General features: G+C 32.6%; 34 protein-coding genes and 1 tRNA gene. 32 read left to right on the top strand and 3 right to left on the bottom strand.

Annotated features, from left to right (window positions below; translation table 11 throughout):
- Positions 1-79 precede the first annotated feature (79 nt).
- The 12 genes from PLD14_02640 (at position 80) to rplU (ending at position 7,658) form a co-directional block, all read left to right on the top strand.
- On the top strand, positions 80-289 hold the full coding sequence (locus PLD14_02640; protein ID HPR80099.1) for a hypothetical protein: 210 nt from the start codon (positions 80-82) through the stop codon (positions 287-289).
- A 130-nt stretch (positions 290-419) separates the two neighbouring features.
- Entirely contained in the window at positions 420-920 is a 501-nt protein-coding gene (locus PLD14_02635) for a hypothetical protein (protein ID HPR80098.1), read from the top strand.
- A 259-nt stretch (positions 921-1,179) separates the two neighbouring features.
- Entirely contained in the window at positions 1,180-1,461 is a 282-nt protein-coding gene (locus PLD14_02630) for a hypothetical protein (GenBank protein ID HPR80097.1), read from the top strand.
- Positions 1,462-1,557: 96 nt separating this feature from the next.
- On the top strand, positions 1,558-1,926 hold the full coding sequence (locus PLD14_02625; GenBank protein ID HPR80096.1) for a hypothetical protein: 369 nt from the start codon (positions 1,558-1,560) through the stop codon (positions 1,924-1,926).
- 362 nt (positions 1,927-2,288) lie between these two features.
- Complete coding sequence (locus PLD14_02620; protein HPR80095.1) at positions 2,289-2,477, top strand: hypothetical protein; 189 nt, start codon at positions 2,289-2,291, stop codon at positions 2,475-2,477.
- A 763-nt stretch (positions 2,478-3,240) separates the two neighbouring features.
- Positions 3,241-4,062 (top strand): hypothetical protein, encoded by an 822-nt coding sequence (locus PLD14_02615; protein HPR80094.1) that lies wholly within the window; start codon positions 3,241-3,243, stop codon positions 4,060-4,062.
- 192 nt (positions 4,063-4,254) lie between these two features.
- Complete coding sequence (locus PLD14_02610) at positions 4,255-4,722, top strand: hypothetical protein (GenBank protein ID HPR80093.1); 468 nt, start codon at positions 4,255-4,257, stop codon at positions 4,720-4,722.
- A gap of 140 nt (positions 4,723-4,862) precedes the next feature.
- Positions 4,863-5,627 (top strand): hypothetical protein, encoded by a 765-nt coding sequence (locus PLD14_02605; protein ID HPR80092.1) that lies wholly within the window; start codon positions 4,863-4,865, stop codon positions 5,625-5,627.
- A gap of 9 nt (positions 5,628-5,636) precedes the next feature.
- On the top strand, positions 5,637-5,819 hold the full coding sequence (locus PLD14_02600) for a hypothetical protein (GenBank protein ID HPR80091.1): 183 nt from the start codon (positions 5,637-5,639) through the stop codon (positions 5,817-5,819).
- A gap of 48 nt (positions 5,820-5,867) precedes the next feature.
- The gene (locus PLD14_02595; protein HPR80090.1) at positions 5,868-6,296 is read left to right on the top strand and encodes an EamA family transporter; all 429 of its coding nucleotides are present in this window, start codon (positions 5,868-5,870) and stop codon (positions 6,294-6,296) included.
- A gap of 24 nt (positions 6,297-6,320) precedes the next feature.
- On the top strand, positions 6,321-7,283 hold the full coding sequence (locus PLD14_02590; protein HPR80089.1) for a hypothetical protein: 963 nt from the start codon (positions 6,321-6,323) through the stop codon (positions 7,281-7,283).
- Positions 7,284-7,346: 63 nt separating this feature from the next.
- The gene (rplU, locus tag PLD14_02585) at positions 7,347-7,658 is read left to right on the top strand and encodes a 50S ribosomal protein L21 (protein ID HPR80088.1); all 312 of its coding nucleotides are present in this window, start codon (positions 7,347-7,349) and stop codon (positions 7,656-7,658) included.
- A 47-nt stretch (positions 7,659-7,705) separates the two neighbouring features.
- Here rplU and dnaB read toward each other — a convergent pair whose 3' ends face one another.
- A complete protein-coding gene (gene dnaB, locus PLD14_02580) occupies positions 7,706-9,082 on the bottom strand; it encodes a replicative DNA helicase (protein HPR80087.1) in 1,377 nt (458 codons plus the stop codon).
- 38 nt (positions 9,083-9,120) lie between these two features.
- Here dnaB and PLD14_02575 point away from each other — a divergent pair, with 38 nt between their 5' ends.
- Both PLD14_02575 and PLD14_02570 read left to right on the top strand, forming a co-directional pair.
- Positions 9,121-10,230: a glycosyltransferase family 4 protein gene (locus PLD14_02575; GenBank protein HPR80086.1), complete on the top strand. Its 1,110-nt coding sequence runs from the start codon at positions 9,121-9,123 to the stop codon at positions 10,228-10,230.
- Between the two features lie 101 nt (positions 10,231-10,331).
- The gene (locus tag PLD14_02570) at positions 10,332-10,784 is read left to right on the top strand and encodes an MliC family protein (GenBank protein HPR80085.1); all 453 of its coding nucleotides are present in this window, start codon (positions 10,332-10,334) and stop codon (positions 10,782-10,784) included.
- A 53-nt stretch (positions 10,785-10,837) separates the two neighbouring features.
- Here PLD14_02570 and cysS read toward each other — a convergent pair whose 3' ends face one another.
- Together cysS and PLD14_02560 are read right to left on the bottom strand one after the other, a co-directional pair.
- On the bottom strand, positions 10,838-12,289 hold the full coding sequence (cysS, locus tag PLD14_02565) for a cysteine--tRNA ligase (GenBank protein HPR80084.1): 1,452 nt from the start codon (positions 12,287-12,289) through the stop codon (positions 10,838-10,840).
- A gap of 30 nt (positions 12,290-12,319) precedes the next feature.
- Positions 12,320-13,165, bottom strand: a complete 846-nt coding sequence (locus PLD14_02560; protein ID HPR80083.1) for a cysteine synthase family protein — start codon at positions 13,163-13,165, stop codon at positions 12,320-12,322.
- A gap of 1,264 nt (positions 13,166-14,429) precedes the next feature.
- On the opposite strand from PLD14_02560, the gene dnaX reads away from it, so the two are divergent.
- From dnaX to PLD14_02470, 18 genes are all read left to right on the top strand, one after another.
- Entirely contained in the window at positions 14,430-15,527 is a 1,098-nt protein-coding gene (gene dnaX, locus PLD14_02555) for a DNA polymerase III subunit gamma/tau (GenBank protein HPR80082.1), read from the top strand.
- A 58-nt stretch (positions 15,528-15,585) separates the two neighbouring features.
- Positions 15,586-16,266 carry a hypothetical protein gene (locus PLD14_02550; GenBank protein HPR80081.1) on the top strand — a complete coding sequence of 227 codons (681 nt, stop codon included), beginning with the start codon at positions 15,586-15,588 and terminating at the stop codon, positions 16,264-16,266.
- A gap of 212 nt (positions 16,267-16,478) precedes the next feature.
- Positions 16,479-16,709 (top strand): hypothetical protein, encoded by a 231-nt coding sequence (locus PLD14_02545; protein ID HPR80080.1) that lies wholly within the window; start codon positions 16,479-16,481, stop codon positions 16,707-16,709.
- Positions 16,710-16,790: 81 nt separating this feature from the next.
- A complete protein-coding gene (locus PLD14_02540; protein HPR80079.1) occupies positions 16,791-17,462 on the top strand; it encodes a hypothetical protein in 672 nt (223 codons plus the stop codon).
- A complete protein-coding gene (locus PLD14_02535) occupies positions 17,449-17,871 on the top strand; it encodes an NUDIX domain-containing protein (protein HPR80078.1) in 423 nt (140 codons plus the stop codon). The genes PLD14_02540 and PLD14_02535 overlap by 14 nt, the downstream gene beginning before the upstream one ends.
- Positions 17,864-18,352, top strand: coding sequence for a deaminase (locus PLD14_02530; GenBank protein HPR80077.1), 489 nt, complete (start codon positions 17,864-17,866; stop codon positions 18,350-18,352). Before PLD14_02535 ends, PLD14_02530 begins: the two co-directional genes overlap by 8 nt.
- 137 nt (positions 18,353-18,489) lie before the next feature.
- Entirely contained in the window at positions 18,490-19,386 is an 897-nt protein-coding gene (locus PLD14_02525; protein ID HPR80076.1) for an MliC family protein, read from the top strand.
- 89 nt (positions 19,387-19,475) lie between these two features.
- Entirely contained in the window at positions 19,476-19,853 is a 378-nt protein-coding gene (locus PLD14_02520) for a metallopeptidase family protein (protein HPR80075.1), read from the top strand.
- Entirely contained in the window at positions 19,850-20,392 is a 543-nt protein-coding gene (locus PLD14_02515; protein ID HPR80074.1) for an L-threonylcarbamoyladenylate synthase, read from the top strand. The genes PLD14_02520 and PLD14_02515 overlap by 4 nt, the downstream gene beginning before the upstream one ends.
- 15 nt (positions 20,393-20,407) lie before the next feature.
- A complete protein-coding gene (gpmA, locus tag PLD14_02510; GenBank protein ID HPR80073.1) occupies positions 20,408-21,091 on the top strand; it encodes a 2,3-diphosphoglycerate-dependent phosphoglycerate mutase in 684 nt (227 codons plus the stop codon).
- Positions 21,092-21,119: 28 nt separating this feature from the next.
- Complete coding sequence (locus PLD14_02505) at positions 21,120-21,818, top strand: hypothetical protein (GenBank protein ID HPR80072.1); 699 nt, start codon at positions 21,120-21,122, stop codon at positions 21,816-21,818.
- Entirely contained in the window at positions 21,815-22,288 is a 474-nt protein-coding gene (locus PLD14_02500) for a nucleotide exchange factor GrpE (GenBank protein ID HPR80071.1), read from the top strand. Before PLD14_02505 ends, PLD14_02500 begins: the two co-directional genes overlap by 4 nt.
- 73 nt (positions 22,289-22,361) lie before the next feature.
- Positions 22,362-24,260 (top strand): molecular chaperone DnaK, encoded by a 1,899-nt coding sequence (gene dnaK, locus PLD14_02495; GenBank protein ID HPR80070.1) that lies wholly within the window; start codon positions 22,362-22,364, stop codon positions 24,258-24,260.
- Positions 24,261-24,316: 56 nt separating this feature from the next.
- Positions 24,317-25,402, top strand: a complete 1,086-nt coding sequence (gene dnaJ, locus PLD14_02490) for a molecular chaperone DnaJ (GenBank protein HPR80069.1) — start codon at positions 24,317-24,319, stop codon at positions 25,400-25,402.
- Between the two features lie 11 nt (positions 25,403-25,413).
- A tRNA-Lys gene (locus PLD14_02485) sits at positions 25,414-25,486 on the top strand.
- A gap of 100 nt (positions 25,487-25,586) precedes the next feature.
- Entirely contained in the window at positions 25,587-25,847 is a 261-nt protein-coding gene (locus tag PLD14_02480) for a DUF4405 domain-containing protein (GenBank protein HPR80068.1), read from the top strand.
- A 12-nt stretch (positions 25,848-25,859) separates the two neighbouring features.
- The gene (locus PLD14_02475; protein HPR80067.1) at positions 25,860-26,216 is read left to right on the top strand and encodes a hypothetical protein; all 357 of its coding nucleotides are present in this window, start codon (positions 25,860-25,862) and stop codon (positions 26,214-26,216) included.
- 79 nt (positions 26,217-26,295) lie between these two features.
- Positions 26,296-26,485, top strand: a 190-nt coding sequence (locus tag PLD14_02470) for a hypothetical protein (GenBank protein ID HPR80066.1), incomplete at its 3' end; no start/stop codon positions are given.

Genomic DNA, 26,485 nt, shown 5'->3' with positions numbered 1-26,485 from the left:
AGTAATATATTGTATAATATATATGCTACAATTGTAGCCTTTTGACTATGAAAGATTCATAGTAAGTATGGAGGAAAACATGAACGAAAACGAAAAAGGGGAAATCGCCCTGAAGCTATTGAGAAACGAAAAGAGAAAGCAAGGTATTAATCTGAATCCCTCAACCATGAAAAGGGGATTAGGAAATCTTGCAAAAGAGACAGGAATTCCATTGAATAAATTAATGGAGTTTGCTCAGTCAGAAGCTCAAAGAATGCTTGATGATTGTTTCGTTCTAAAAATAGAATAGGCCGTGTGTTGAGTCTTAGACTCGTAAAAGGGTAATTGCAACTCCTCTAAAGAGATTAGGGCAGAACAAGAACCTAGCTCCGCCTATATATGTGCAGCTATTTGAAAAAATAATAAAAAGGAGGTAAACAATGAACAAGAAATGTCTTGGATGGGTATTATTATTGGCTATATTCGTAGCCATATCCGTATTTTTTTTAACCTTTTTAATCGAAGAAAAGACTTCGGAAGTTGTTTTCAGTGGACGGGTTATTATAGACCCATTCGGCACAGCTATTAATCCCAAATCGTATCCCTACGAAGTTAAAATTTTCACGAATTCTTCGGATTACGAGCCGTCAGGGAACTTTACTTTGAGTAAACCAAGAAACGACGGATGGGACAACATCTCATACAGTAAGGACATTAGGGGCAGTATGAACAATAGCCTTATCATTAGTCCTTCCACGTATGGATATTGGGTAGTTATTCTGACCGAAGGCAACTCCCAAATCAGGCAATGGCCCAATGGAGATTTATGGCTTACGGGGAAGCCTGGATCTAAATTTGTCTTCGAATATCTGTCTTGGAGCAAAAATCAAAAAAAATATATCCCCACGCACAGATTTATTAAGTTGTGGGTAGTCGAATAATTCAACACTCCTCACATATATAGCCATGTCATATTGACCTCTGGCTCTTTTTTTATACATAATTCAACCTCAAGCTGGTTCTAACGTCCTCCACGAGCCCCTGCAAATTTAAGAAGTCTTATTCTATAAGGCTTTTTATGATGACCGCGAAAGGACGCTGGAACCTTTTCTCCAAGTATTACAGATTTAGTATCAGTTGTTTGACATAATCCTAAATAGTTAATATGCTATATTTAGCAAAACAAAGAGGAGGCACAAAATGCTTGATCTTTTAATTAAAAAAGATGTTGAGCTGATGGAAAAATACGAAAAAGGACGAAGTCTAGACGAACAAGACAGGAAAGATGTCGAAAGGCTTTGCCGCATCGGATGGATGAAAATGGGAGTAATCTTGGAGGGAAAAATTACGACAACTAAAACAATCGAACTGGGCTTAAAAATCTTAAACGATGCCCGGTCTTTTTTTACGTATAATTTAACCTCAAAAAGGTTCCAAGTTCGTCCCATCGCCCCTGCAAAACTAAGAAGCCTTATTCTGTAAGGCTTTTTATATTAACCGCAATATAACTTTAGAACCCTTACTTTAAAATATTGACAATATCGTTAATGTGGTACATATTTTTACTTGGAGGTAAAAATGCCACTTGTTCTTGTAAAGAGGAATCCCAAAGTCATAACAGATGACATATTAAGAGGTAGAATTATTGATTTTTTACCCAATTTCGTTGCAAGCTCATTAACGTGCGATAATCGATATGGAAAACTTACGCCCAACGATATTGAAATTATCGTTAGTGATTTTGGTCCATTCGACAAAATCGAACACGATCTGATGATTATTGTCTGGGCCAATTCTTATCCAGAAAGATTGAAAAATCTTAAAGCTCGGAAACGAATGCTCCGCAAACAATTAGAATCCGTTCTTTCTCCTCTTATAAAGGGGTACGTATGGATTCTTTTGCAGGATGGATCATTTGGAGAATTCTGGGACCATCGAGGTGGGTAGATTATGTAAAATACATTTCTACTCTTTTTTTATCCATAATTTAATCTTAAAAAGGTTCCAAGTTCGTCCCATCGCCCCTGCAAACGCAATTTTAAGTCAAAAAACTATATACTAATTAGCTATTTTCGGTTCGAATCCTTTCAGAGTTCTTTTTTAAAAAATATTGACATTTAATTTAGTTAATATATTCTTAAGCTAGAGGAGGAATTCATGGTGAACAAACTACTGTTCAAAATGATTGCCATAATGGCTCTGCTACTTTTAATAGTAGTAACAGTTGTGAATGTCGAATGCCTATATGGAGCTATCGCATTGATTGTTCTTTTCACAATTACATATGGTGGGGAAGTAGCAATCGGCAGATGGCAAAAAAAGAAGTTCTTAAATTTACTATTACTGTTGCAATCTGCACTGATATCTGGCTTGTTATCATGACGATATTCAAGCAAGCTAACGTACCGACTACCGCGGCAATAGGATTTACCCTAGGAATCATCCTAATGGGTTCGGCGATTAAAGCCTGGTTCATTCAAGAAGAACCACAGCAATAGTCGCTTTTTTTATACATAACCTAACCTCAAAAAGGTTCCGATAACGTCCCAGCGCCCCTGTAAAATTTTAATTATTTTATAATAAAAAGAAAGGGGTGCTGACCCTTTCAATAAAAAATGATTTCCGTGATTAGTGAGGCGGAGCCTTACTGGGGGACGGAAATTTTTCCGGGACCGAACAATATGCTGGATTACAGTTGCAGGACGTATGCAAGATACTGTCAGGGTGTGTTGCATCTTGTCCAAGTTCGGTGTAGTTGTTCTTCTGGCTGATGATCGTCACAGTGACATCTGTTACTTCACATGGCGGACCAGTGCTAGACCCCATGTGAAAATCAGCGTCATGCGGTATGCCTTCTCTTCTGCCCGTAATGTTGCATGCGGGTGCTACAAGAATCGTTGTATCCGTAGAAACCCTTGTCTCCGTAGTGACTGCAGACATGGGCACAGAAGAGAAAACAAGCATTATGATGGCAAGAACCATCAGTGCAAGTCTTCGCATAAGTTCTCAGCTCGTTTCCTGACTCTAATTTAGAAGAGCCATTTTTATTATATTATTTTTATAAAAAAAGTAAAGATTCTCGTTGTAAAAATATGATTCAGTTTTAAAAATTCTAATAGTGTCCCATGGCTATAAAATAAATACATTCTCTTGAATCCTAGTTCTAACTTCCTCCACAAGCCCCTGCAAACTTAGAAATAACTTTCTCTATTTTTTTGTTTATGATATTATATATACACTAAATATTTTAGTTTATAAAATATGAAAAAAATTATAAAAATATTCTTTTTTGCATGTAGTATATTATTTTTTCTTATTAGTTCTTATTGTGTTGTTTTAAGTATATATACCGCCATTGAGGGTAGTAAATTAGGCAGTTATGAAAATTGGTCTGGCCTTTTTGTTTTTATGTATGGCTATACTGCCTTAATGTGGTTTGCACTATCAAGTATTTTTTTCTTTTGGTTTTCTCTTCTTAAAAAATTAACATGGGAAAAAATAAATCAATTCTCTGTTGTTAAAAAATTTTCTTTAGTTTTTAGTATAGTTTTAACTATATTGATATTCTTTATTATTATAATAAACTACGTTTTTCCAATTTTTAAATCATATGTAGAGCAAAAAACCGAAGAGTCGCAAAAAGAAAAAACTTTTACGGTTTTAATAGATGCTCTTAAAAATTATAGTAAAGAAAATAATGGATTATATCCAACTGAAAGCAAATTCTGCACAATAGGTAAAGATTGTTTTAATTTCGTTAACCTTATCTCTCCATATTTAAATAATTTTCCATTAAATCAAAACTTAGGTATTTACTATCAATCTTTTGACGGTTCCGATTGTACACTTCAAAATGCTATAGGTACTTTTAAATACGGCTATTCTTGTAATTTAGATCGAGTTGTTTCTGATACATACCTATTCAGAGGAAGACATACCGAGTCTGAATGTTTTGCTATTCCTGGTGCAGGCTCTGTCATTGGTAATCCTTTTGGTGTTTGTAATTTAAGTAAAGGTTCAGTTTTCCCTCAAGGATGGACAGAAAATCAATTTTATACAAAGTTTAGTCCTGAAGGATATTAATGTTTATTAAGTTCATTCAGCTTTAGAAAGACTCCAACTCCGTCCCATTGCCACTTAACTGCAGTATATTCTCCTGAATCCTAGTTCTAACGTCCTCTACGAGCCCCTGCCATTTACAGAATACAATGAATATGTTATTTTATTATCAATATCTTGCGCCAATATGCGAAGATACTATGAGGATGATAAGCTTTGACAAAAGAAACTGAATTGGATCAACTCAGGAAGATACGCATAAACGATCTTCAAATTGGCAGCCGAATTCTCTTGGGAATATCCAAACTGCTGGAAAAAAATGAAAACGTTGGGATAAGGCTCGGAATGTATGATGGGGGAACATCTCTTTTTCCACCGTCTGGATTTAAACCAAAAGGTGGAAAAATATCCGCAACAGTATACATGACCGATCGTTGCGTAGATGTCTACCCGCCCGGCACTACCTGCCAAATAGATTTAGCATATATCGGTATCTCGAATGACGGAATACTGAGTGTGGAAATGAGAAGATTCAGCCCTCATTGGAAACACTGTCCAATGTTCGATAAAATCAGCCAATATAATGGACCTGAACGCCAAGGAAGAATATCCCTAGGCGAAGTCGAAAAAATATTCTCAGAAATTCAGAATGACATTCAAGAGGCATTCAACCTCAAACGGTAAGATTACCATGTAATTCTACCGCTTTTTTTATACCCAATTTAATCTTAATCTGATTCCTTACTAACCCTTACAAAAAACCGACACTTCTGCCGATTTTTGTTTTGTGATATAATATCTTCAAGATTAATAAATTAATAAACATGAATAAATATCAAAAAGGATTCGCTCCTATTATAGTTGCTTTGATAGTTTTATTTCTAATTGGAACTGTTGCAATAGGTTACTCGTATAAATTAAAAACAGAATCTAAAAAATTAGAAGAAACTACTTTAAATTATAAAAACTGTACTTACACTATTGAAGAAAAAAATATTACACTAAAAAATGGTTACTCTGAAGAAGAAATAACTCCTGATTCTGCTTCAAAAATAATTACACAATATTTCGGAAATGAAGTATCTAATGATTTAAATGGAGATGGTCTATCTGATACTGCTTTTATTCTTACACAAAATACAGGTGGAAGTGGTACTTTTTACTACATAGCAGTTGCTCTGGGAAATAATGATGGATGCAAAGGCACTAATGCTATTTTGTTGGGCGATAGAATTGCACCACAAAACATAGAAATACAAGATAGAAAAATTATTGTAAATTATGCTGATAGAAAAATAGATGAAGCAATGACTATTCAGCCTTCTATTGGAATCACTAAACAGTTTACAATAGAAGGTACAACATTAAAAGATATTACCACCGAAGAAATTAAAAAAGAACAATCTTGTTTGATTTCAGGAGGAAAAATTGAAACATTAATGTGTTGCACTTCGGTATCTGATTTTCCAAATCTTTGCCTTATCGGCGCCTGCGGTTGTTCTTCAACTAATAGTCATCAAATAAAAACTTGTAATTGTGGGGAAAATAAATGTTTTAACGGAAAGGAATGTGTTGTTGTAATGCCTTAAGCTATCTCTATGGAATACAAAAAAGCAATTGATATTTTGTTAAAAATAATGAAAAAATATTCACTCGATTCTGAAGAAAAGGAGGCAATTCTAACTGCAATCGGTACTCTTGATTGTGGCTCTTTAATTGACAATAGGTTAAAAAGAATGATTAAAAACCAGAAAGACAAACGAGATAAAAATGCTTTGTAATGTAGTATTTATTGAAATTGTTTATAAAAGTAATATAATAACTATAATATGCAAGCATGGTTAATCTATTCAATCCTTTCTGCTTTAATGGCATCCCTTGTTGCTATTTTTGGTAAACTTGGATTAAAAAATATAGACTCAACGCTAGCAACAACAATTCGTTCAATTGTAATGGCTTTGTTTTTGATTATTACTAGTTTTACTTTAAAAAAGTTTAATGGATTTTCATTTCACTCAATCATTTTAAAGGACTGGATTTTAATCATTCTCGCGGGAATAGCGGGAGCAATATCTTGGCTTTTTTATTTCTTAGCTTTGAAATCGGGAGATGCGACGAAAATTGTAGCAATTGATAGATTAAGCCTAGTCTTTGTAGCAATTCTTGCCTTTATCTTCCTTGGTGAAACATTAAACTGGCAAGAAATGTTAGGTGTTACTATGATGGTTGGTGGAGCAATAATAGTTTCTGTATTTTAATTTCACATATAATAATTTAAATAAATGATAACCTTAATTTACATTCTTGTTTTTCTTGTCTCATGTTTTGCTTTTTATTTATCAGGAGAATTAATAGTTAAAAGTTTAATAAAGATAGCTAAGTTTCTTGGTTGGAAAGAATTCGTCGTTTCTTTTTTGGTTATGGCCGTTGTCGGTTCATTACCTAATTTATTTGTCGGTATTTCTGCGGCCCTACATAATGTTCCACAATTATCTTTTGGGGACGTAATCGGAGGAAATGTAGTTGATTTAACTCTATCTATTGCTTTAGCTGCCTTTTTCGCTAAAAAAGGAATCCCTGCTAAAAGTAAAACTATCCATACTACTTTAATATTTACTGTAATTGCAGCTATTTTACCAATACTTCTTATTTGGGATAATAATCTTTCAAGGATTGATGGTATTATTATGATTTCTTTCTTCTTTGTATATGTTGCTTGGCTATTTTCTAAAAAGGAAAGATTTAGTAAAACCTGCGAAGATAATACAACTCCTACAGAAAGCTTTAAAGCTTCTTTTAGTGGAATATTTAAAATTCTGTTAAGCTTAACAATCTTTGCTATTGCTTCGGAAGGGATTGTTAGGTCAGCTCAATACTTTGCCACTACCTTTAATTGGCCAATTGTTCTAATCGGTTTATTTATTGTTGGGTTAGGGAACTGTGCACCAGAAATATTCTTTGCCATATCTTCTGCTAAAAAAAATATGGAATGGATGATCCTAGGAGACTTAATGGGAACAATCGTTGCCCCAGCCACTCTTGTTTTGGGAATCGTAGCTTTAATAAATCCAATATATATCTCTGATTTTTCTCCTTTCGGAGTAGCTAGAATCTTCTTAATGATAGCAATAATCTTCTTCTTTTTCTTTATCAAAAACGATAGCCAAATTACTAAAAAAGAGGCCGTCTTTCTACTCTTTATATATATCACTTTCATTTTAACCGAAGTTTTTATCAGAATGTAAGCGATTATTGACTATCTAACGATAAAATGATATAAACAAAAAGTATTAATTAAGCAAAAAAACATGTTAGCAGTAATAAAAACAGGAGGAAAACAATACAGAGTTTCCCCAAAAGACAAATTAAAGATTGAAAAGCTTGTAGCCGAAGAGGGCACTGAAGTTGTATTTGACAACGTTCTTTTGGTTGAAAATGGAAAAGATTTAACTATTGGAGAACCATTGATTAAAGGAGCTACTGTAACGGCTAAAGTTTTAAAACAAGCTAAAGCTGATAAAGTAATGACCTTTAAATACAAATCAAAGAAAAGATATAAGGTTAAAAAAGGGCATAGACAGCTCTATACCGAAGTTGAAATTACAGATATTAAGAATTAATTAAATATTTTAAAAACCTGTTTCACTCTGAAGCAGGTTTTTATTTACTAATATCCAATGTCTCCCTCAAAAGCATCTCGGCCTGTTTCAATATTTCTAAAACAAGCTCTTTGTTTATCAAAGAATAACTCCACTCTTCCAATTGGACCATTTCTGTGCTTAGCAATAATAATATCAGCAATTCCTTTTCTAGGACTTTCTTCTTGATAAACATCTTCACGATAAATAAATAAAACAACGTCAGCATCTTGCTCAATTGAACCTGAATCTCTTAAATCTGAAAGTCTAGGAATTTTAGGTGTTCTTTGTTCAACTGCTCTTGATAATTGAGATAAAGCTAAAACAGGAACATTTAATTCTCTAGCTAATCCCTTTAGCTGTCTTGAAATTTCTGTAATTTGCTGGACACTATTCATTATCTTGTTATTTGGTTCGATTAATTGTAAATAGTCAACAACAATTAATCCTAATCCATGACTGGCCTGTAATCTTCTAGCCATCGCTCTCATTTGTAACACGCTACAGCTAGAAGCATCATCGATGAATATCGGAGCCTCAGAAAGAGTACCTAAGGCATGTTGAATACAAACAAAATCATTTTGGTCTCCATCAGTTGAAAGCATTCCTTGCCTAAGTTTCCATGAATCAATGTTTGATTCTGAACTAATAAGCCTATCAATTAATTGATCCTTACTCATCTCTAGAGAAAACAAACCAACTGGCTTCTTTTCTCTTAAAGCAACATTCTTAGCAATATCTAACGCTAAACTTGATTTTCCCATTGATGGTCTCGCTGCTAGAATAATTAAATCCGAATTTTGTAAACCAGAAAGAATAGAATCTAAACCATTAAATCCAGTTGATATTCCTCTTAAAGCTCCTTTTTGTTTTGATATTCTTTCTATTCTTTCAAAAGCTTCCTCTAAGAAAGGTTTAATAGGTAAGAATGATTGAGTTAAATTCTTTTGAGTAATACTAAAGATTCTTCTTTCAGCTGAGTCTAATAAATCATCTGATTCGTTCTCTTCTTCATAGCCCATTAAAGAAATTTCTGTTCCAGCGGTAATTAAATCTCTTAAAATTCTTTTCTTCTGGACAATCTTGGCATAAGTCATGACATGGCTGGCAGTGGGAACAGTATTAATCAGTTCGGTTAAATAGGCTGTTCCTCCTATATTTTCTAATTGATTTTTTTCTTTAAGTCTTGAAGAAACAGAAATCAAATCAATTGGTTCGCCACGAGTAAACAAATCCTCAATTACCTGATAGATGTACTGATTGTTTCTTTTGTAGAAGTCTTCTGAATGCAAAATATCGGCAACTTTAGTAATTGCTTCCTTGTCAAGCATTAAAGAGCCTAAAAGACTTTTTTCGGCCTCAATGTCTTGGGGAGGTAATTTAATATTTGTATTTTCACTACTCATTAAGTATAATGTAGCAAACAACAAATTAAACGTCAATTATGAAAATAGGCTTTATTTCTTTCCATTCCTTCAGTAATCCAGGAGGGGTAAAAAACCACATTTTAGGACTATCTAAAGAATTTGAGAAAAGAGGCATAGAAACTAAGATAATTGTGCCCAGAAGAAAGCTCAAAGAAAACTATGGTAAAAATGTTATTCTCTTGGGAACGTCAATTCCCTTAAACATTGCAGGAACGCAAGGGGATTTAGTTTGCAATTTTAATCCTTTATCTATCAAAAGAATGCTTAATAAAGAAAAGTTTGATATTTTGCATTTCCATAATTTTATTATTCCTTCAGCTTCACAAATATTAGAAAGATCTGACGCAACTAATATTATTACTTTTCACGCCAATACTGAAGCAGCGCCAATTGTAGATGCAATGATAAATAATTTAAGTGGATTGATTAATCATAAGGTTAAGGGAGTTATCGGAGTAGCTTCTTTCAATCTTGAACCCTTCAAAAAATTCAATGGATTAAAAAAAGTAATTCCCAATGGTATTGATTTAAATGAATTTAATCCAGAAATTAAAAAATTGAATAAATTTGATAACAGTAAAATTAATATTTTATTCTTAGGAAGAATTGAAGAAAGAAAGGGACTAATATATTTGCTCAAGGCCTATAAAATTTTACAAGAAAAAAATAATAATTTAAGACTAATAATCGTTGGAGATGGTCCTCTCAAGGAAGAATGCGAAATATATGCTAAAGAAAACAATCTTAAAGAGATTTATTGGGAAGGAGCCCAGAGCGGAGGCATTGTTCCTCAATATTTTTCAACCTGTGATATCTACTGCAGCCCAGCGATATTCGGAGAAAGCTTCGGTATTGTTTTATTAGAAGCAATGGCCCTCGGAAAACCAGTTTGTGGTTTTAGTAATATGGGATACAAAGAGCTTCTTCAGGATACAAAAGGAGAAGAATTCTTAGCTGAGCCAAAAAATGAAATCGAATTGGCAAAAAAATTAGAAAAATTAATTGATAATGAAAATTTAAGAAAAGAAATGGGGGAGTGGGGATTAAAAGAAGTTCAAAAATATTCTTGGGAGAAAGTGGCTGATAAAGTTTTAGAATTTTATAAAGAATGTGAAGAGAAAAATTAAAATTCTGAAGTTTTTTCACTAGAAAATCTAACAAACTCCTTGACGTCTTTTATTGTTTAAAGATATAATAAAAACATAATTTAAAAAACAATAAAAAAAATATGCCAACAAAAAAGAATACGAAATTAAATATGAAAATAGAATGGAAAAAAGTTACTTGGTATTCAATAACTTTTGCCGTAGTTTTATATATTAGTATTTTTTATCTTGGTTTTTGTTTTGGTGAAAAAATGACTACGCTAAAAATGACGATTGAACAAATACCTACTAATACATTTATTAAAAAATCTGCAAATAATACAAATACTATTACTGCAGCAACTTTTAATTGTAAGAATGATAAAATTATTAATGCTATCTTTTTTGACGACAAAGTAGAATTAAATTTAAGCGATGGTGATAGTTTGTTACTTTTACAAACCATATCTGCTTCTGGAGCACGCTACACAAATACTGGAGAATCTTTTGTGTTCTGGAATAAAGGCGATGCAGCATTCCTACAACAGGGCAACAATACCATCTATGAAGACTGCGTACTTGCTACAACAAAATAAATAAATTAAATAATTTCTTTATTTAAAAACCCTGCAACTTTGCAGGGCTTTTATTATTTCTTTTTGATTACTGTTTTCTCTCCCGAATCTTCGACTTGCCATCCTTTTTTGTCTATTTCTTTTCTTGCCTCGTCAGCTTTGTCCCATTTTTTATTTTTCCTAGCCTCATCTCTTGCTTCGACAAGTTTCATTATGTCCTCAGGAACAATACTAATATCGCTAGTCCAAACAGGAATACCATCTTTTTCTATCTTTATAATGTATTTTGATTCAGAAAGATCTTCTGATTTAACTGAGGATAATTTTAATCCAAAAACATTATCGAAATCGATTAATAAATCGTATTTTTCTGAATTCGTAATATTATTATCTTTTATCATGTCCCAAGTTAAGGCTAAGGCAGAAGGGATGTTTAAGTCGTCATTAATAAACTCAAGGAATTTTTTCTGATATTCTTCATACTTCTTTGAATGTTTTGTTTTATCACTTCTTGATAATTCAACTGTTTTTTCGTAAAGCTTGTTTAAACTTGTTTCAGCGAAATCGAGACTTTCATCACTAAAAACAAGTTTGCTTCTGTAGTGAGTATTTAAACAAAGGTAGCGATAGGCAAGGGGACTAATTCCTTTTTCTTTTAATGTACTAAGGGTAACAATGTTACCAGAAGACTTAGACATCTTTCCGTCTTTTAGATTAAGGAATTCTCCATGCATCCAATAATTAGCCATTGGCTTATTGTATACTGCTTCAGCTTGAGCAATTTCATTGGTATGGTGAATGAAGACATGATCAATTCCTCCACAATGGATATCAAAAGGTATTCCTAAATTATTTACACTCATAATCACGCATTCAGTATGCCAGCCAGGGAAACCAACCCCCCAAGGAGATTCCCACTCCATTTGTCTCTTTTCATTCTTAGGACTGAACTTCCACAGAGCAAAATCAGCTTTATTTCTTTTCTCTTTTACTTCTTCAATTCTTCCTTTCATTTCTTTTCTTTCATTTTCTCCCCAAAGCCTTCCATACTTTTCTAGTTTTGAAGTATCAAAATATACTCCATCACTGATAATGTAGGTAAAACCTTTCTTTTCCATTTTTTTAATCAAATCTATTTGTTCCTGAATAGTATCGGTAGCTTTTACCCAAATAGTTGGGTCAACAACATTTAAAGACTTTAAATCGTTTTTAAAAAAGTCTGAGTAGAATTGAGCAATCTCCCAAACAGTTTTTCTTTCTTTTTTAGCGCCTTTTTCTAGCTTATCTTCTCCGGAATCAGAATCAGAAGTTAAGTGTCCGACATCAGTTAAATTCATTACATGTTTAACCTTGTATCCGTTATACATTAAAACTCTCTTTAAAAAATCTTCAAAGAGATAGGTTCTCATATTTCCAATGTGAGCAAACCAATAGACAGTCGGTCCACAGGTATATATTCCAACTTCTTTATCTTTAATTGGCTTAAATTCCTCTTTCTTTTTAGTTAGAGTATTGTATAATTTCATATTTCTATTATATCTTAATCTTTTCTATATTTAAAGATACCTCTCTCCGCGGTCAGGAAAGACAGTAACAATGACTGATTCAGGATGTTCTTTCTGTATTTCACGACAAATATACATAGCTGCCCCTGAACTAGGCCCAACTAGAATTCCTTTTTGAGCAAGATCATCTTTTGTCTCTAAAGCTTTTTCAGCTTCGAGATCGTAAATCTCATTAATTAAATCAAAATCGATAATTGTCGGAACAAATCCATCCTTAAGAGATCTTAATCCTTCGATTGTTTGGTTTTGAACTGGTTGGACTCCGATAATTTTAATATTTGGATATTTTTCTTTTAGTTTTTTTCCAATTCCTGTAATTGTTCCTCCAGTACCCATTCCTGCAATAAAGTAATCTATTTGTTTATCTTCCATCTGTTTTAATATTTCTTCGGCTGTTCCATAATAGTGTGATTCTGGATTAGCTAAATTTTCATATTGATTTAGAAATATTAATCTTTCTCCTTTTTTAGCCATGTCTTTAACATCATTAATCGCAAACTTTCTATATCTTAAATTTTCCATCAATATTGCTTCTCCACCGAATATCTTTATCATCTTTATTTTTTCTTTACTAGTGCTTTCGGGCATAATCACTTTAACTTTATATCCCTTCATCGCAGCGACCATGGCTAAGCCAACTCCAGTATTACCACTGGTTGGTTCAATCAAGGTATCTCCCGGTTTTATATATCCTGACTTTTCAGCCTCATTAATCATGTTTAGGGCAATCCTGTCTTTAATCGAACCTCCAGGATTAAATCCTTCCAACTTCGCGAATATATTATTTTCTATTTTTACTAACGGCGTATTGCCGATATAGTCTAAAATTGTTTTCATATCTTATTATTAACAAAAAATCTCTTTAAAGAGATTAGTTTTTATATTCCTTATTATTAAAAACAAACCAATCTCTTAGTCTAGTGGAGGGCAACAACAGCAGCAGATTTGTTTGTTTATATTTTTCATATGTTTTTATTCTAGCAAAAGAGATTATATTGTCAAGAATTGACAAAAAATAATTCAAAAGATATTATATTTATAGAACGTTTCCAGAATCGTTCAAAACTAAAGACTTAAAAGGGTCTTTTTAAATTGAAACGATATTAATAAGAAGAGTTTAATGGATAAATCGCGATAATTCCTTAAAAACTCTTCTCCCTTATTGTGGGGACCAAACAGGTCTTTTTTTGTTTGACAAATTATAGGAATAGGTTAAATATATAATTGTTGGTACATACCCAGTACCGACAACCTTAATGAAAGCGGATCGCTTTCAAAAGGGGGAGGAAGAATGATTTACAAAATCAACTTCTTCCTCCCCACCTCAATATAATTTTAAACCGAACCCGCAAGGGTTTTTTGTTTGACAAATATTTTAGATGCTTTATGATTTAATCGTAGCGACAGCAACCCGGGCTATGGAGTCTGTAACTATAGCACCTTAACAACTTTTGCTGAATGAACTACGGGTCAACTCCTTTGGAATTTCCTCCAAAAATCTTATACACGAACCATAATCTTATGGTTCACTTTTTATTTATTGACAAAATATTTAAAACAACTATGATAGAGAAAGTAAAAAAGCAACACAAAATCCTCTGATGAATTAATTTCAAATGAAGAAGCGGTTATGCAAAAAGAATAAATTCCATATGGAGGTTTTAGCATGTGCTGCTAAAAATATAAAGAAATAGTGGGGGAATTGTTCCTCTGGGTTGAAAGCGTTCTTCATTAAATTTTCCCCCACATTTCGTAATTTCTCATACTTTAAGCCTAGGGCTTTTTTTGTTTATAACTGTTATTGACAAAATATTATAAAGAGTTACAATTAATACAGAACCTAAACAATCTGTATATTATATTTTCCTCTGTTTATTTAAACCGAGGAGTCTGATACTTTATCAGAATATAATATACGATGGTGTTTCAAAGCACCATAATCAAATTGATTATCGATTTATATTTTTATCTCTATAAAATATTCATCTATATATCAATCGTGGAGAGCCATTTTATACAGCTCTCCTTTCTCTTTTTATTAAGAACAACTGTTCTTTTTTTTTATTTGCTTTTTAGAGGAAAAAATAATAGAATATGGTATATGTCAAACTTAGTCCTATATCGTAAATACAGACCACAAACGTTTAAAGAATTCATCGGTCAGAAACATGTGGTTACAACTATAACCAATGAAATAGTTTCAGGCATGATTTCTCACGCCTATATGTTTTCTGGGCACAGAGGAACAGGAAAGACTACATTGGCTAGATTATTTGCCAAAGCAATTAATTGTCAAAACTTAAAAGGATCTGAGCCATGCAATAAATGTCCTTCTTGTTTAGAGATTAATGGAGGCAAAGCAGTTGATATTATTGAAATCGATGCTGCTTCAAATAGGGGAATTGATGAAATTAGAAGTATTAGAGAAGGAATTAAATTTGCTCCTAACTTTTTAAAATACAAAGTTTTGATATTAGATGAAGCTCACCAATTATCAAAAGATGCTGCCAATGCACTTTTGAAAATATTAGAAGAACCACCTTCATATGCAGTTTTCATCTTAGCAACTACCGAAGCGCACAAAATGATTCCGACTATCGCTTCTAGGTGCCAGAGATTTGATTTCTACAAACTTTCTTTTGATGAAGTTGTAGAAAAACTTTCTTTCATTTGTAAAAAAGAAGGAATAGACATCGAGAAAGAAGCTTTAGGATTAATTGCTTCCGCTTCCGAAGGTTCAATGCGTGATGCCGAAGGAACACTGAATCAAGTTTTAAATTTCTTGCCAAACACTAAAATTAAAGCAGAGGATGTTCAAATGCTTTTAGGATTAGTAGATATTAATTTAGTAGTTGAATTAACTGATTATTTAATCAAAAAAGATAAAGCAGGGGCTTTAAAGTTTTTAAATGATAATATTGAGAAAGGAATAGATATTCCTGAATTTACTAAAACCCTTATTGACTATTTACGAAAATTGCTTATCCTAAAGATTGATTCAAATTTAATCAATTCAGTGATGCCTGGAGAAACCAAAGAAGTGGGGGAAAGAGCTAAAAAACAAGCCGAAGGGTTAGCAGAAGAAAATCTAAAAAAAACCCTTAATCTACTTTTAGACGCTGATAATAAAAGTAAGTATGCTTCGATACAGCAGTTACCGTTAGAATTGGCTCTAATTGAATCGATTGGAATTGAATAGAACCTTTACATAATAAAACTAGGATGATATTATTAAATAAACAATAATCCTAGTTCATATGATATCAAAAATTAAAGAAAAAGAGGAAGCAATTAAGTTTAGAAAAAATGGCTTCTCTTATTCGGAAATTTTAAAACAAATACCTATATCTAGGTCCACCTTATCTTTATGGCTGAGAAGTGTAGGATTAGCCAAAGCTCAATTTCAAAGAACTACCCAAAAAAGAATTGAGGGGGGATTACGTGGCGCAGCGGCTAGAAGAAGAAATAGAATAAAAATCACAGAAGAAATAAAAAGTAAAGCAATAAAAGAGGTAAAAAATATTGATATAAAAAATTTGTGGTTAATAGGAATAGCGTTATATTGGGCTGAAGGATCAAAGGAAAAAGAAAGTGGAACAAACTCAGGAGTGAAATTTAGCAACTCTGACCATAGAATGATTTTACTTTTTATAAAATGGTTAAAAAATAGCTTTTTGATAAATAGTTCTGACTTAATATACGAACTATATATTCACGAAACAGCTGATATAAAAAAAGCTCAAATATATTGGTCTAACATTCTTTCAATATCAACGGAAAAAATTAGGACCTACTTGAAGAAAAGTAAAATAAAGACTATAAGGAAAAACACTTGTAGTGACTATCATGGATTAATACGAGTTACAGTTAATAAAAGTACTAACCTTAATAGAATGATTACTGGTTGGATAGAGGGTATTTGCAAAAAATCACTATAACATTGCGGGATCGTCTAACGGTAGGACTGGCGACTTTGACTCGCCCAATCTAGGTCCGAATCCTAGTCCCGCAGCCGTCTTATGCTAAGTCAGGTAACTGAGAGCATACATGAAAATCACTGATCTATGCGGTGATTTTTGTTTTCAGGTACTATGTATTGACATATTATGGATATATGTTATATAATATATTCAGGAGATCAGTGATTTGTATGGCAACTAATTTAGATGATCGTATTTGGGATTTCATCTACAAATGGGGCGGACCCGCAATTGTTATCGCAATCATTGCGGTAGTTATTACGTACCTACTCAACGTGGCTGTAAATTTCCTTGTATCCACCGTAAACGCCTTGCAGGCAGTTGGTGGAGGTATCGCAGTAGGAATTATTATCGGTGTAGGTAGCCTTTATGGTTACTTAAAATGGCGGCACATTCTATGAGTGGCCCCATCTTTTTTTACAAAAAAATTTACAAAAGATCATAAAAATTATATAATATTTTTAATAATGCTAATAAAAAACATGGAAAAATTTGAATATCAGCCAAAAGAGACAAATAATAAGGAAAATTTTGAAAAAAAAGAATCTATTAAAAAAATAGAAAAATCTTCTCTTTCGCCAGATAATAAAATTGATTTAATACTACTTTTTTTAAACAAAAAGAGGGCAGCATTTTTAGGAGATTTTGATATTGCCGAATCAGAAGAACATAAAGAAAAACTAATAAAAGAGTTCAACGAAGAATTAAATAGCATTGGATTACTTTTAAACAGCATTAATCTTCCTTACGAAATAACCAGAAAAATAGAAGATGATAATGATGTTATCGGGTTCTCTTTTACAATTGCTGGAAATCAAGACGATTTAAATAAAATAAAAGAGGCTGAAAAAAATAAAGACGACAGAACTATGGGATTATTGTTGGGTTATCCAGAAACAGCCGTATCTGCCTATTGTACTAAAGATGCTTTAGATATACATACAGAAATACCCAAAGAAGAATACGATGCTTTAAGGAAAGAGGGAATGTTGCCATTTTTAGAATTCTCACCGTCAAAATTACATTGGAAAGAAGAACTTGATTGGGCTAGAAATAATAAAAAAATTATTGAAGAAAATTCTCCAAATACTTTTAAAGAAGCTATTGAAGATACCGAAAAATACATAAATAATATTAAAAATGGTAGAAAATAAAAGAAAAATATCGTCACTTGCTCCGTATAAAGTCAAAAATGGCTTAGTTTTTATTTTTCTTCAAAAAAGGGATAAAAATGCCAGCAGACATCCTGGTTTTTTTGGATTTTTTGGCGGAGGAGCAGATAACAATGAAACACCAACAGATACACTACTAAGAGAAATAAAAGAAGAACTTGATTTTATTCCTGAAAGCTTTAATCATTTCGGTAGATATGATTTACCTGAAATAATTATGGACCTATTTATAACAAAAGTAGGAAGTGATTTTGAAGAAAACATAAAAATATTGGAAGGAGAATATGGAAAATGGTTTAGCGAAGAAGATTTTGAAAAAGAAAGGCAATTTATTACTGGTGACTTAAGAATCTTAGAAGAGTTATATGAAAAAATTTCAAAATATGAATAATTGGCAAGAATTACTTAAAATAGCATACGAAAAAGCTCAAAAAAGCACAAATATATCCACGCAAAACGCGGCTGTTTTAATTGATAACAATCAAAACATCATCCTTTCTGAAGTAAACAGTTTTCCTAATGGAGTAAATGAAACCAAAGAAAGACAAGCTGATAAGGTTGTGAGATTTAAATATAGTGTTCACGCAGAAAGAAATGTTATTTATTCTGCAGCAAAAAAAGGAATTAAAACAGAAGGACTAATTATGGTTTGCCCTTGGGCAACTTGTAGCGAATGTGCACAAGCCATAATCCAAGCAGGAATTAAAAAAATAGTAGTACATAAACAAGCTTTAGATAGAAATGGACACTGGCAGGATGATATAGATTTCGCTTTTAATATGCTTCGCGAAGCTGGAGTAGAAATTGTCATCTTTGACGGCAAGATAGAAGTAGGTAAAATTTTAAGAAGTGGAGAATACTGGGAACCATAAGAACTATTATTAATTACAACAAATTACTTTTATTAAAAACTTAACCGACTATTCGTCGGTTTTTATTTATTACTCTTAATTTACTAACAGACACTTTAAGAGTATACTAAGGTAAAGATTATAATTTATATAAAAATATGAATAAAAATCCTATACTCATTCTTCTTATAGTAATTATTATTGCAGGAGCGGGAATATGGTATATCTATGATAAGGTAAATAAAAATCCTTCACCATCTCCCATAGCTCAAGTTACATATATTTGCAATGACAATAAAACAATATATGCTGCCTTCTATAAAGGAGAGGTTAAAATAGTAAAACCAGGCGAAATGCCAATTCCTTCAGGAAGTGTAAAGATTGTTTTAAGTGATGGAAGAAACCTTGATTTAACTCAGACTATTTCTGCTGATGGATCACGTTATGCCAATAGTGATGAATCATTAGTTTTTTGGAGTAAAGGCAATGGAGCTCTTGTATTAGAAAATAACGTTGAAAAAAATTATATAGGATGTATTGTTATCGCTAAAGATCCTGGAGGATTACCTAATACTTACTCAGACAGTACAACGGGTTTTTCAATCCGCTATCCAGTTGATTATTTAATGAATGCTTCTTATAAATATCAGGCGCTTGGTCCAGGTAAAGATATTAACGGTGTAAAATTTACTATTCCGTCTACTCTTGCTCCCAATACTAATTTATCAAGTTTTGATACTGGTGTTTCAGTAGAAATCATTCCCGCAACTCAAGACTGTAATGCTAGTCTTTTCTTAGACGATAGTACCGACCTTCAGACTGTAACCGATAATGGTCGTGATTATTCTTTCGCATCAACAAATGGAGCTGCTGCTGGTAATCGTTATGAAGAAAAAGTTTGGGCGATTCCAGGAACTAATCCCTGTATTGCCATACGTTATTTCATACACTCGACTACTGTTGCAAATTATCCTGAAGGTACTGTCTCAGAATTTAATTATAATAGTCTCGTAGGCCAATTCGACAAAATTCGTCAATCTCTAATCACACTGTAACGCCTTAATACTCAAAAAATTTATTCTCGCATAATCACCAATTATTTTAAAAAATCGCTAAATTGGTGATTTTTTGATAGAATAAAAATATGGAAATTGAAAGATTTGAACAATTAGTAAATGAAGGAATAAAAGATATTCCTCAAAAATTCTTAGACAAGCTTAACAATGTCGGAATTGTTGTTGAAGATGATCCGACTCCAGAACAATTAAAAAAATTAAAGATTAGGAAAAATTATGTCCTCTTCGGATTATATGAAGGAATTCCTAAGATTAAAAGATGGGGATATGCAGATGTCTTACCAGACAAGATTACTATCTTTAAAAATCCGATTGAAAAATCTGCCCAATCAGAAAAAGAAATAAAAAGGATAGTCAAAGAAACTGTTTGGCACGAGATTGCTCATCACTTCGGAATGAATGAAAAAGAAGTAAGAGAAGCTGAATTAAGGAAAAAATCAAAATGACAAGAAATGAAGTTATAAAAGAAATAGGAGAAGATATTAAGAATGGAAAGATTGGAGTAATTCCGACTGATACTATTTATGGAATAGTCTGTTCAGCCATGGAAAAGAAAAGCGTTGAAAAAATTTATAAAATCAGGAAGAGAAATTCTAAAAAGCCGATGATTATTCTTATTTCTTCTGTTAAAGATTTGGATTTATTCAACGTCAAAATAGATAAGAAAATCACTAAAAAATATTGGCCAGGAAAAGTAAGCATTATTGTTCCAATTAAAAAATTTGAATATCTGCATCGTGGTAAAAACAGCCTAGCTTTCAGGCTACCCGATAATAAAGAACTAATTAAGTTATTGAAAATATCCGGGCCGATAGTCGCTCCCAGCGCCAACACAGAAGGAAACGAACCGGCTCAGACAATTGACGAAGCAAAAGAATATTTTAAGGATAAAGTAGACTTCTACGTTGATTGCGGAAAGTTAAAATCTAAACCATCAAAAATAATTTCTCTATTAAATAACAATATTGAGATTATTAGGAAATAATAGTAATATATTAATATGAATAAATTAATAATCATTAGACACGGAGAAAGTGTTTGGAATAAGGAAAATATCTTTACGGGCTGGATTGACGCTCCCTTATCAGAAGAAGGAATCAGTCAAGCTAAAAAAGCTGGACAATTTCTAAAAGAGAAAGGTTTCTCTTTTGACATAGCTTTTACTTCGGTATTAAAAAGAGCTTACGATACTCTTAATTTGATTTTAGAAGAAATGAATCTTAATGTTCCCATAGAAAAATCATGGCGACTCAATGAAAGACATTACGGCGGATTGCAAGGAATGAATAAGGACGAGGCAAGAGAAAAGTTCGGCGAAGAACGAGTTGAAATATGGAGAAGAAGCTATGATGTCAAACCACCAGCCAATGAAGAGAATAAAGAATTCAAATATAAAGAAATAAAAGAAGGGGAGTTGCCGCTAACTGAAAGCTTGAAAGACACCGAAGAAAGGCTTATTCCTTATTGGAAAGAGACCATAGCTCCGCAAATAATGTCTGGTAAAAAAGTGATTATCGCTGCCCATGGAAATAGCATCAGAGCCTTAATCAAAAACATTGAAGAGCTTTCTGGAGAAGAAATAACTAATGTGGAAATACCAATAGGAATCCCTTTGGTTTACGAATTGGATGATAATCTAAAACCAATTAATAAATACTATTTGTCAGTCCAAGTTCTTGACTGATAAAATACATATGGTATATTAAATCCATATGTTAAGCGAAAGACAAGAACAGATAATAAAAAGCTTGGTTAGAGAATATATTAAAACTGCCGAGCCAGTCAGCTCTAAGTTTTTAGCCGAAAAACACGATTTCGGCCTTTGTCCTTCCGCGATAAGAATTGAATTGCAAGCATTAATCAGGGAAGGCTTCTTAGAACAACCCCACACTTCAGCGGGAAGGATTCCCACTGATAAAGCTTACAGATTTTTCGTTGATCACTTAAAGGAAAAAAGGGAAGAAAAAATCGAAGAAGAATTAGAGGAAATAATTAGGGGAGTAGAAGACAAATTTAGAATGGCTTCAGAAATAGCTAAGTTCATTGCCGATAATTCATCAAGCTTTGTTAATTTGTATTTCGCTAAAGAAGGATTAAATTTAAAAGAAGGATTAGATGAAATATTTAAAGAACCAGAATCTAGAGATGAAGATTTCATCAATAGTTTTGTTAATTTTTTAACAAATTTTGAAAAGAATGTTGATAAATTACAAACTAATTCAAAAACACAAATATTTATTGGAAAAGAAAATCCGATTGCTAAATCTAAAGATATGACTATGATTTGCTCAGAATGTAATCTTCCTTCTCAAAAAGTAATCATTACTATTATGGGACCGAGAAGAATGGACTATGAAAAAAATATTAAATTAATTAATTCATTAAATAAGGTATTAGAAGAACTAATATGAAAGAAGAACAAACAACAGAAGAACCAAATAAGGAGCTGGAAGAATTGAAACAAAAAAAAGAAGAATACTTTGCCGGATGGCAAAGAGAGAAGGCTGATTTCCTTAATTACAAAAAACAAGAATTCGAAAGATTAAAAGGAACACTTTGTATTGCCAAGGAAAGCGTCTTTGAAGATATTATTCCTGTTTTAGATAGTTTTAGATTAGCCGAAAAAGCTATTTCTGAAGAGGATAAAAGCAATAAAAGCGTAATCGGATTGTTAATGATTAAAAAACAATTACAAGATGCTTTAAAAGCCTTAGGATTGGAAGAGATTGAAAGCATTGGCAAGAAGTTTGATCCTAATATTCATGAAGCCATAGAAGAGATAGAAGGGGAAGAGCCAGGAATGATAATTGAAGAATTAGACAAAGGCTATTCATATAATGGAAAAGTTATAAGGCCGTCAAAAGTCAAAGTGAGCAAATAATTTATTATCACTCTTGACATTAGAGTGATAATTTAATAATATTAAGATATAAGAATAAAAAAATATAAGAACTATGTCAAAAATTTTAGGAATAGACCTAGGTACAGCCATTACAAAATCAGCTTCGATTGTAAATGGAGAACCTAAGGCATTAGAAAATAGAGAAGGTTCGATTTTAACTCCTTCTATTGTCGCTCAGACCAAGGGAGGGGAAAGAGTGGTTGGAATTCTTGCTCAAAGACAAGCCATTACCAATCCAAAAAATACTATCTCTGCAGTAAAAAGATTTATCGGCAGAAGATTTTCTGACCCCGAAGTACAAAAAGAATTGAAACTTCTTCCATATGAAACAAGAGAAAAATCAGACGGTGGAGTTGAAGTTAAAATGGGAGACAAATGGTACAACCCAATTGAAATCTCTTCAATGATTTTACAGAAAATTAAAGCTGACGCTAAAGACAAGCTAGGAGAAGATATTAAGAATGTTGTTATCACTTGTCCGGCTAACTTTGATGATTCTCAAAGAAAAGCAACTATTGCTGCTGGAGAAATTGCTGGTTTTAATGTTTTGAGAGTAATCAATGAACCAACTGCAGCTGCTTTAGCTTACGGTTTCGGTAAAAAAGATGCTCAAAAAATATTAGTATATGATTTTGGAGGAGGTACGTTTGACGTAACTATCCTTGATGTTTCTCCCGATGTAGTTGAAGTATTAGCTACCGGTGGAGAAGCTCATTTAGGAGGAAATGATTTCGATCAAAGAATAATCGATTGGATTTTAACTGAATTTAAAAAAGAACAGGGAATTGATTTATTAAAAGATGCTTTAGCCCTACAGAGACTAAAAGAAGCGGCTGAAAAAGCCAAGACTGAATTATCTAGCGCAATGGAGACAAATATCAATCTTCCTTTTATTACTTCTGACGCTGATGGTCCTAAACACTTAGAATACAAACTATCTAGATCTCAATTCGATTCAATGACTAATGATTTAATCACTAGATCAGTTGATAGGGTTAAAAAAACCTTAGAAGAAATTAAGATGGACAAGAATGAAATCAATGAAGTTATTCTTGTCGGAGGAACAACATTGATTCCTGCTGCCAGAGATGCAGTTAAGAATTTCTTCGGCAAAGAACCGAATAAATCAATTAATCCCGAAGAAGTAGTTGCTATTGGTGCTGCAATTGAAGCAGAAATATTAACGGCTAAAGAAGAAGGCAGAACTCCCGAAGGAGATATTAAAAGCGTCTTATTGCTTGATGTCTTGCCATTATCACTAGGAATAGAAACCCTAGGAGGCGTTTCAACTCCAATGATTATGAAAAACACTACCATTCCTACTACTGGTTCACAGGTTTTTTCAACTGCAGTAGACAACCAACCTTCAGTTGAAATAAATGTCTTGCAGGGAGAAAGATCAATGGCTTCTGATAATCGCTCTCTAGGCAAGTTTGTTTTAGATGGTATTCCTCCAGCACCAAGGGGTATTCCTCAGGTGGAAGTTAAATTCGATATTGATGCTAGCGGAATTTTGACTGTAACCGCAATTGATAAAGCTTCGAATAAATCTCAATCAATTAAGGTTGAGGGCTCAATTGGAATATCCAAAGAAGATATTGAAAAAATGAAAAAGGATGCTGAAGTCCATGCTGCCGAAGACCAAAAGAAAAAAGAATCGATTGAGGTAAAAAATATCGCTGACAACTTAATCTACCAATCAGAAAAAACAATCAAAGATGCTGGAGATAAAGTTACAGCCGAAGCTAAAAAAGAAGTAGAGGACAAGATTTCTGAATTGAAAAAAGTTAAGGATGGTGATAATATAGAGGATATAAAGAAAAAAACAGAAGAACTATCCCAAGCCATTCAGAAAGTCGGTGCCGCTATGTATCAAGCGACTCAAAATCAGGAACCAAAGAAAGAAGAAGGTCCTGAGAATGCACCCGAAGCTGAAACTGAAAAAGAATAATTTAAAAAATTATGAGAATGGCAAAATGAATAATTTTGCCTTTCTTATTTATTGCCATGTCAAAAGACTATTACAATATTTTAGGAGTAGAAAAGAATGCCTCACCTGAGGATATAAAGAAGGCTTATTACAAATTAGCTCATCAGTATCATCCTGATAAAAAAGGGGGAGATGAAGCTAAGTTCAAAGAAATTAATGAAGCCTATCAAACCTTGTCTGATAAAGACAAAAGATCTCAGTATGATCGCTTTGGAAAAACATTCAATGGCGCTCAAGGAGGCTTTAATCAGCAAAATGTTAACTGGGAAGATATCATGGGTGGCATGGGAGGTGATTTTGGCAATATTGAAGATATCTTCAATATGTTTAGTGGAGGCTTTAGTACGGGAAGAAGAAAACAAAAAGACACTAGAAAAGGTAATAATCTGGAAATGATTTTAGAGCTTGACCTAGAATCAATTCTTCGTAACCAAGAAAAAGAAATCTTTATCACTAAAAAATCTACTTGTGAAAGATGCGGGGGCAGTGGCGCTGAACCAGGAACCTCAGTAAAAGAATGTTTCACCTGTAGAGGAACAGGAAGAGTCCAAGAAATTAGAAAAACATTTTTAGGAACTATCAGTCAATATGTCATTTGCCCTGATTGTCATGGAGAAGGAGTAAAACCAGAAAAACCTTGTAATGTTTGTCATGGAGAAGGAAGGATTAAAAAAGAAGAAAAAATAAAGATAAATATACCAGCTGGTGTTGACAATAACCAGATAATTAAGGTAAAAGGAAAAGGTGAAGCTGGAAAAAGAGGAGGCGAAGCAGGAGACCTATATATCAGGATATCCATTAAGCCTCACAAGATTTTCGAAAGAAATGGAGATGATATTTACTTAAAGCAAGATATTACTTTTTCTGAAGCAACACTTGGAGGAAAAATAAAAATACCCACCCTAGAAGGAGAAAAAATAATTGTTAAAATTCCAAACGGAACTGAATCAGGAAAAATACTCAAAATTTCTAAAAGGGGTATTCCTCATTTTTCAGGTATTGGTAGAGGAAATCTGTATTTACAATTAAATATCGATACTCCAGAAAAATTAACCAAGAGACAGAAAGAATTATTAGAAGAATTGAAAAAAGAGGGACTTTAATCCCTCATTACGCCCCAATAGCTCAGTTGGTAGAGCAACATCCTTTTAAGATGAAGGTCACAGGTTCGAGTCCTGTTTGGGGCACAAGATAAATTAAAGCTCGAATCCCGTTGTCCAAACTCTTAATAAAGCCTATATTATCGGTTTTCTTATTTATGGTATAATTTAAAAATGGAATAATTTTATGAAAAATAAAAACGTGATAATTGATTTAATTAGCTCTGTATTCTTATTTATTTCTTCTTTTTCTGCAATCATTGTTTGGCTAATTTTGCCATCAGGCCAAGGGTTTAAAAAAAGTGGATATTCTCTATTTTTGAACTTATCTCGTCATGATTGGTCAGATATACACATCGCATCTTCTTTAATTTTTTTGGGATTTATTATTATTCATTTAATTTTACACTGGCAAATTATTAAAAGTTTATTTTTAAATAAAAAATAAAATAATAAAAATATGCAAATTATTAAAGCTGTGTTTTTGGTTCTAGGTGCAATTTTTTTGTTATTAATCATAGCTGCTATTACTTTAATTATTATAAAGCCATATGGAATAGATGTTACAAAATTAATTCCTGTGTTATTTAATAATAATCCTACAAGCACATATGATCATCCATATTTAACGACTCAACAAGAAGCAATTTTTGAATCAATTGGAATAGACCCTAAAGACATCCCTACAGAAATTAGTGATTCACAGAAAAAATGTGCTATTTCTATACTGGGAGAAGATAGGGCAAATGAAATTGTTGCTGGCGCAATACCTTCTATTAAAGAAATTGTTAAATTAAAAGATTGTTTAGATAAATAAGATAGCTGATATAGACGCATTTGTATTGATGCTGTATAATAAATAAAGGTTTAGGATTATTAACAATAATTAATAAAAAATGAACATAAAACTTTTTGCACTAATTTTAATAGCAAGTACATGTGTCGCTTTAAATGTAGGGGCCATAGGATCTAATAATGCTGGAACTCCAACCCAACAACAATTACAGGACGGTACAGGTACTGGCAATCAAGTACAAACCCAGCAACAATTACAGGACGGTACAGGTACTGGCAATCAAGTACAAA

The organism is Candidatus Pacearchaeota archaeon (assembly GCA_035404185.1).
Taxonomy (GTDB): Bacteria; Patescibacteriota; Minisyncoccia; order Minisyncoccales; family Minisyncoccaceae; genus UBA2211.
The sequence above is the reverse complement of the archived record's forward strand: the minus strand, read 5'-3'. Positions and strand labels throughout refer to the sequence as shown.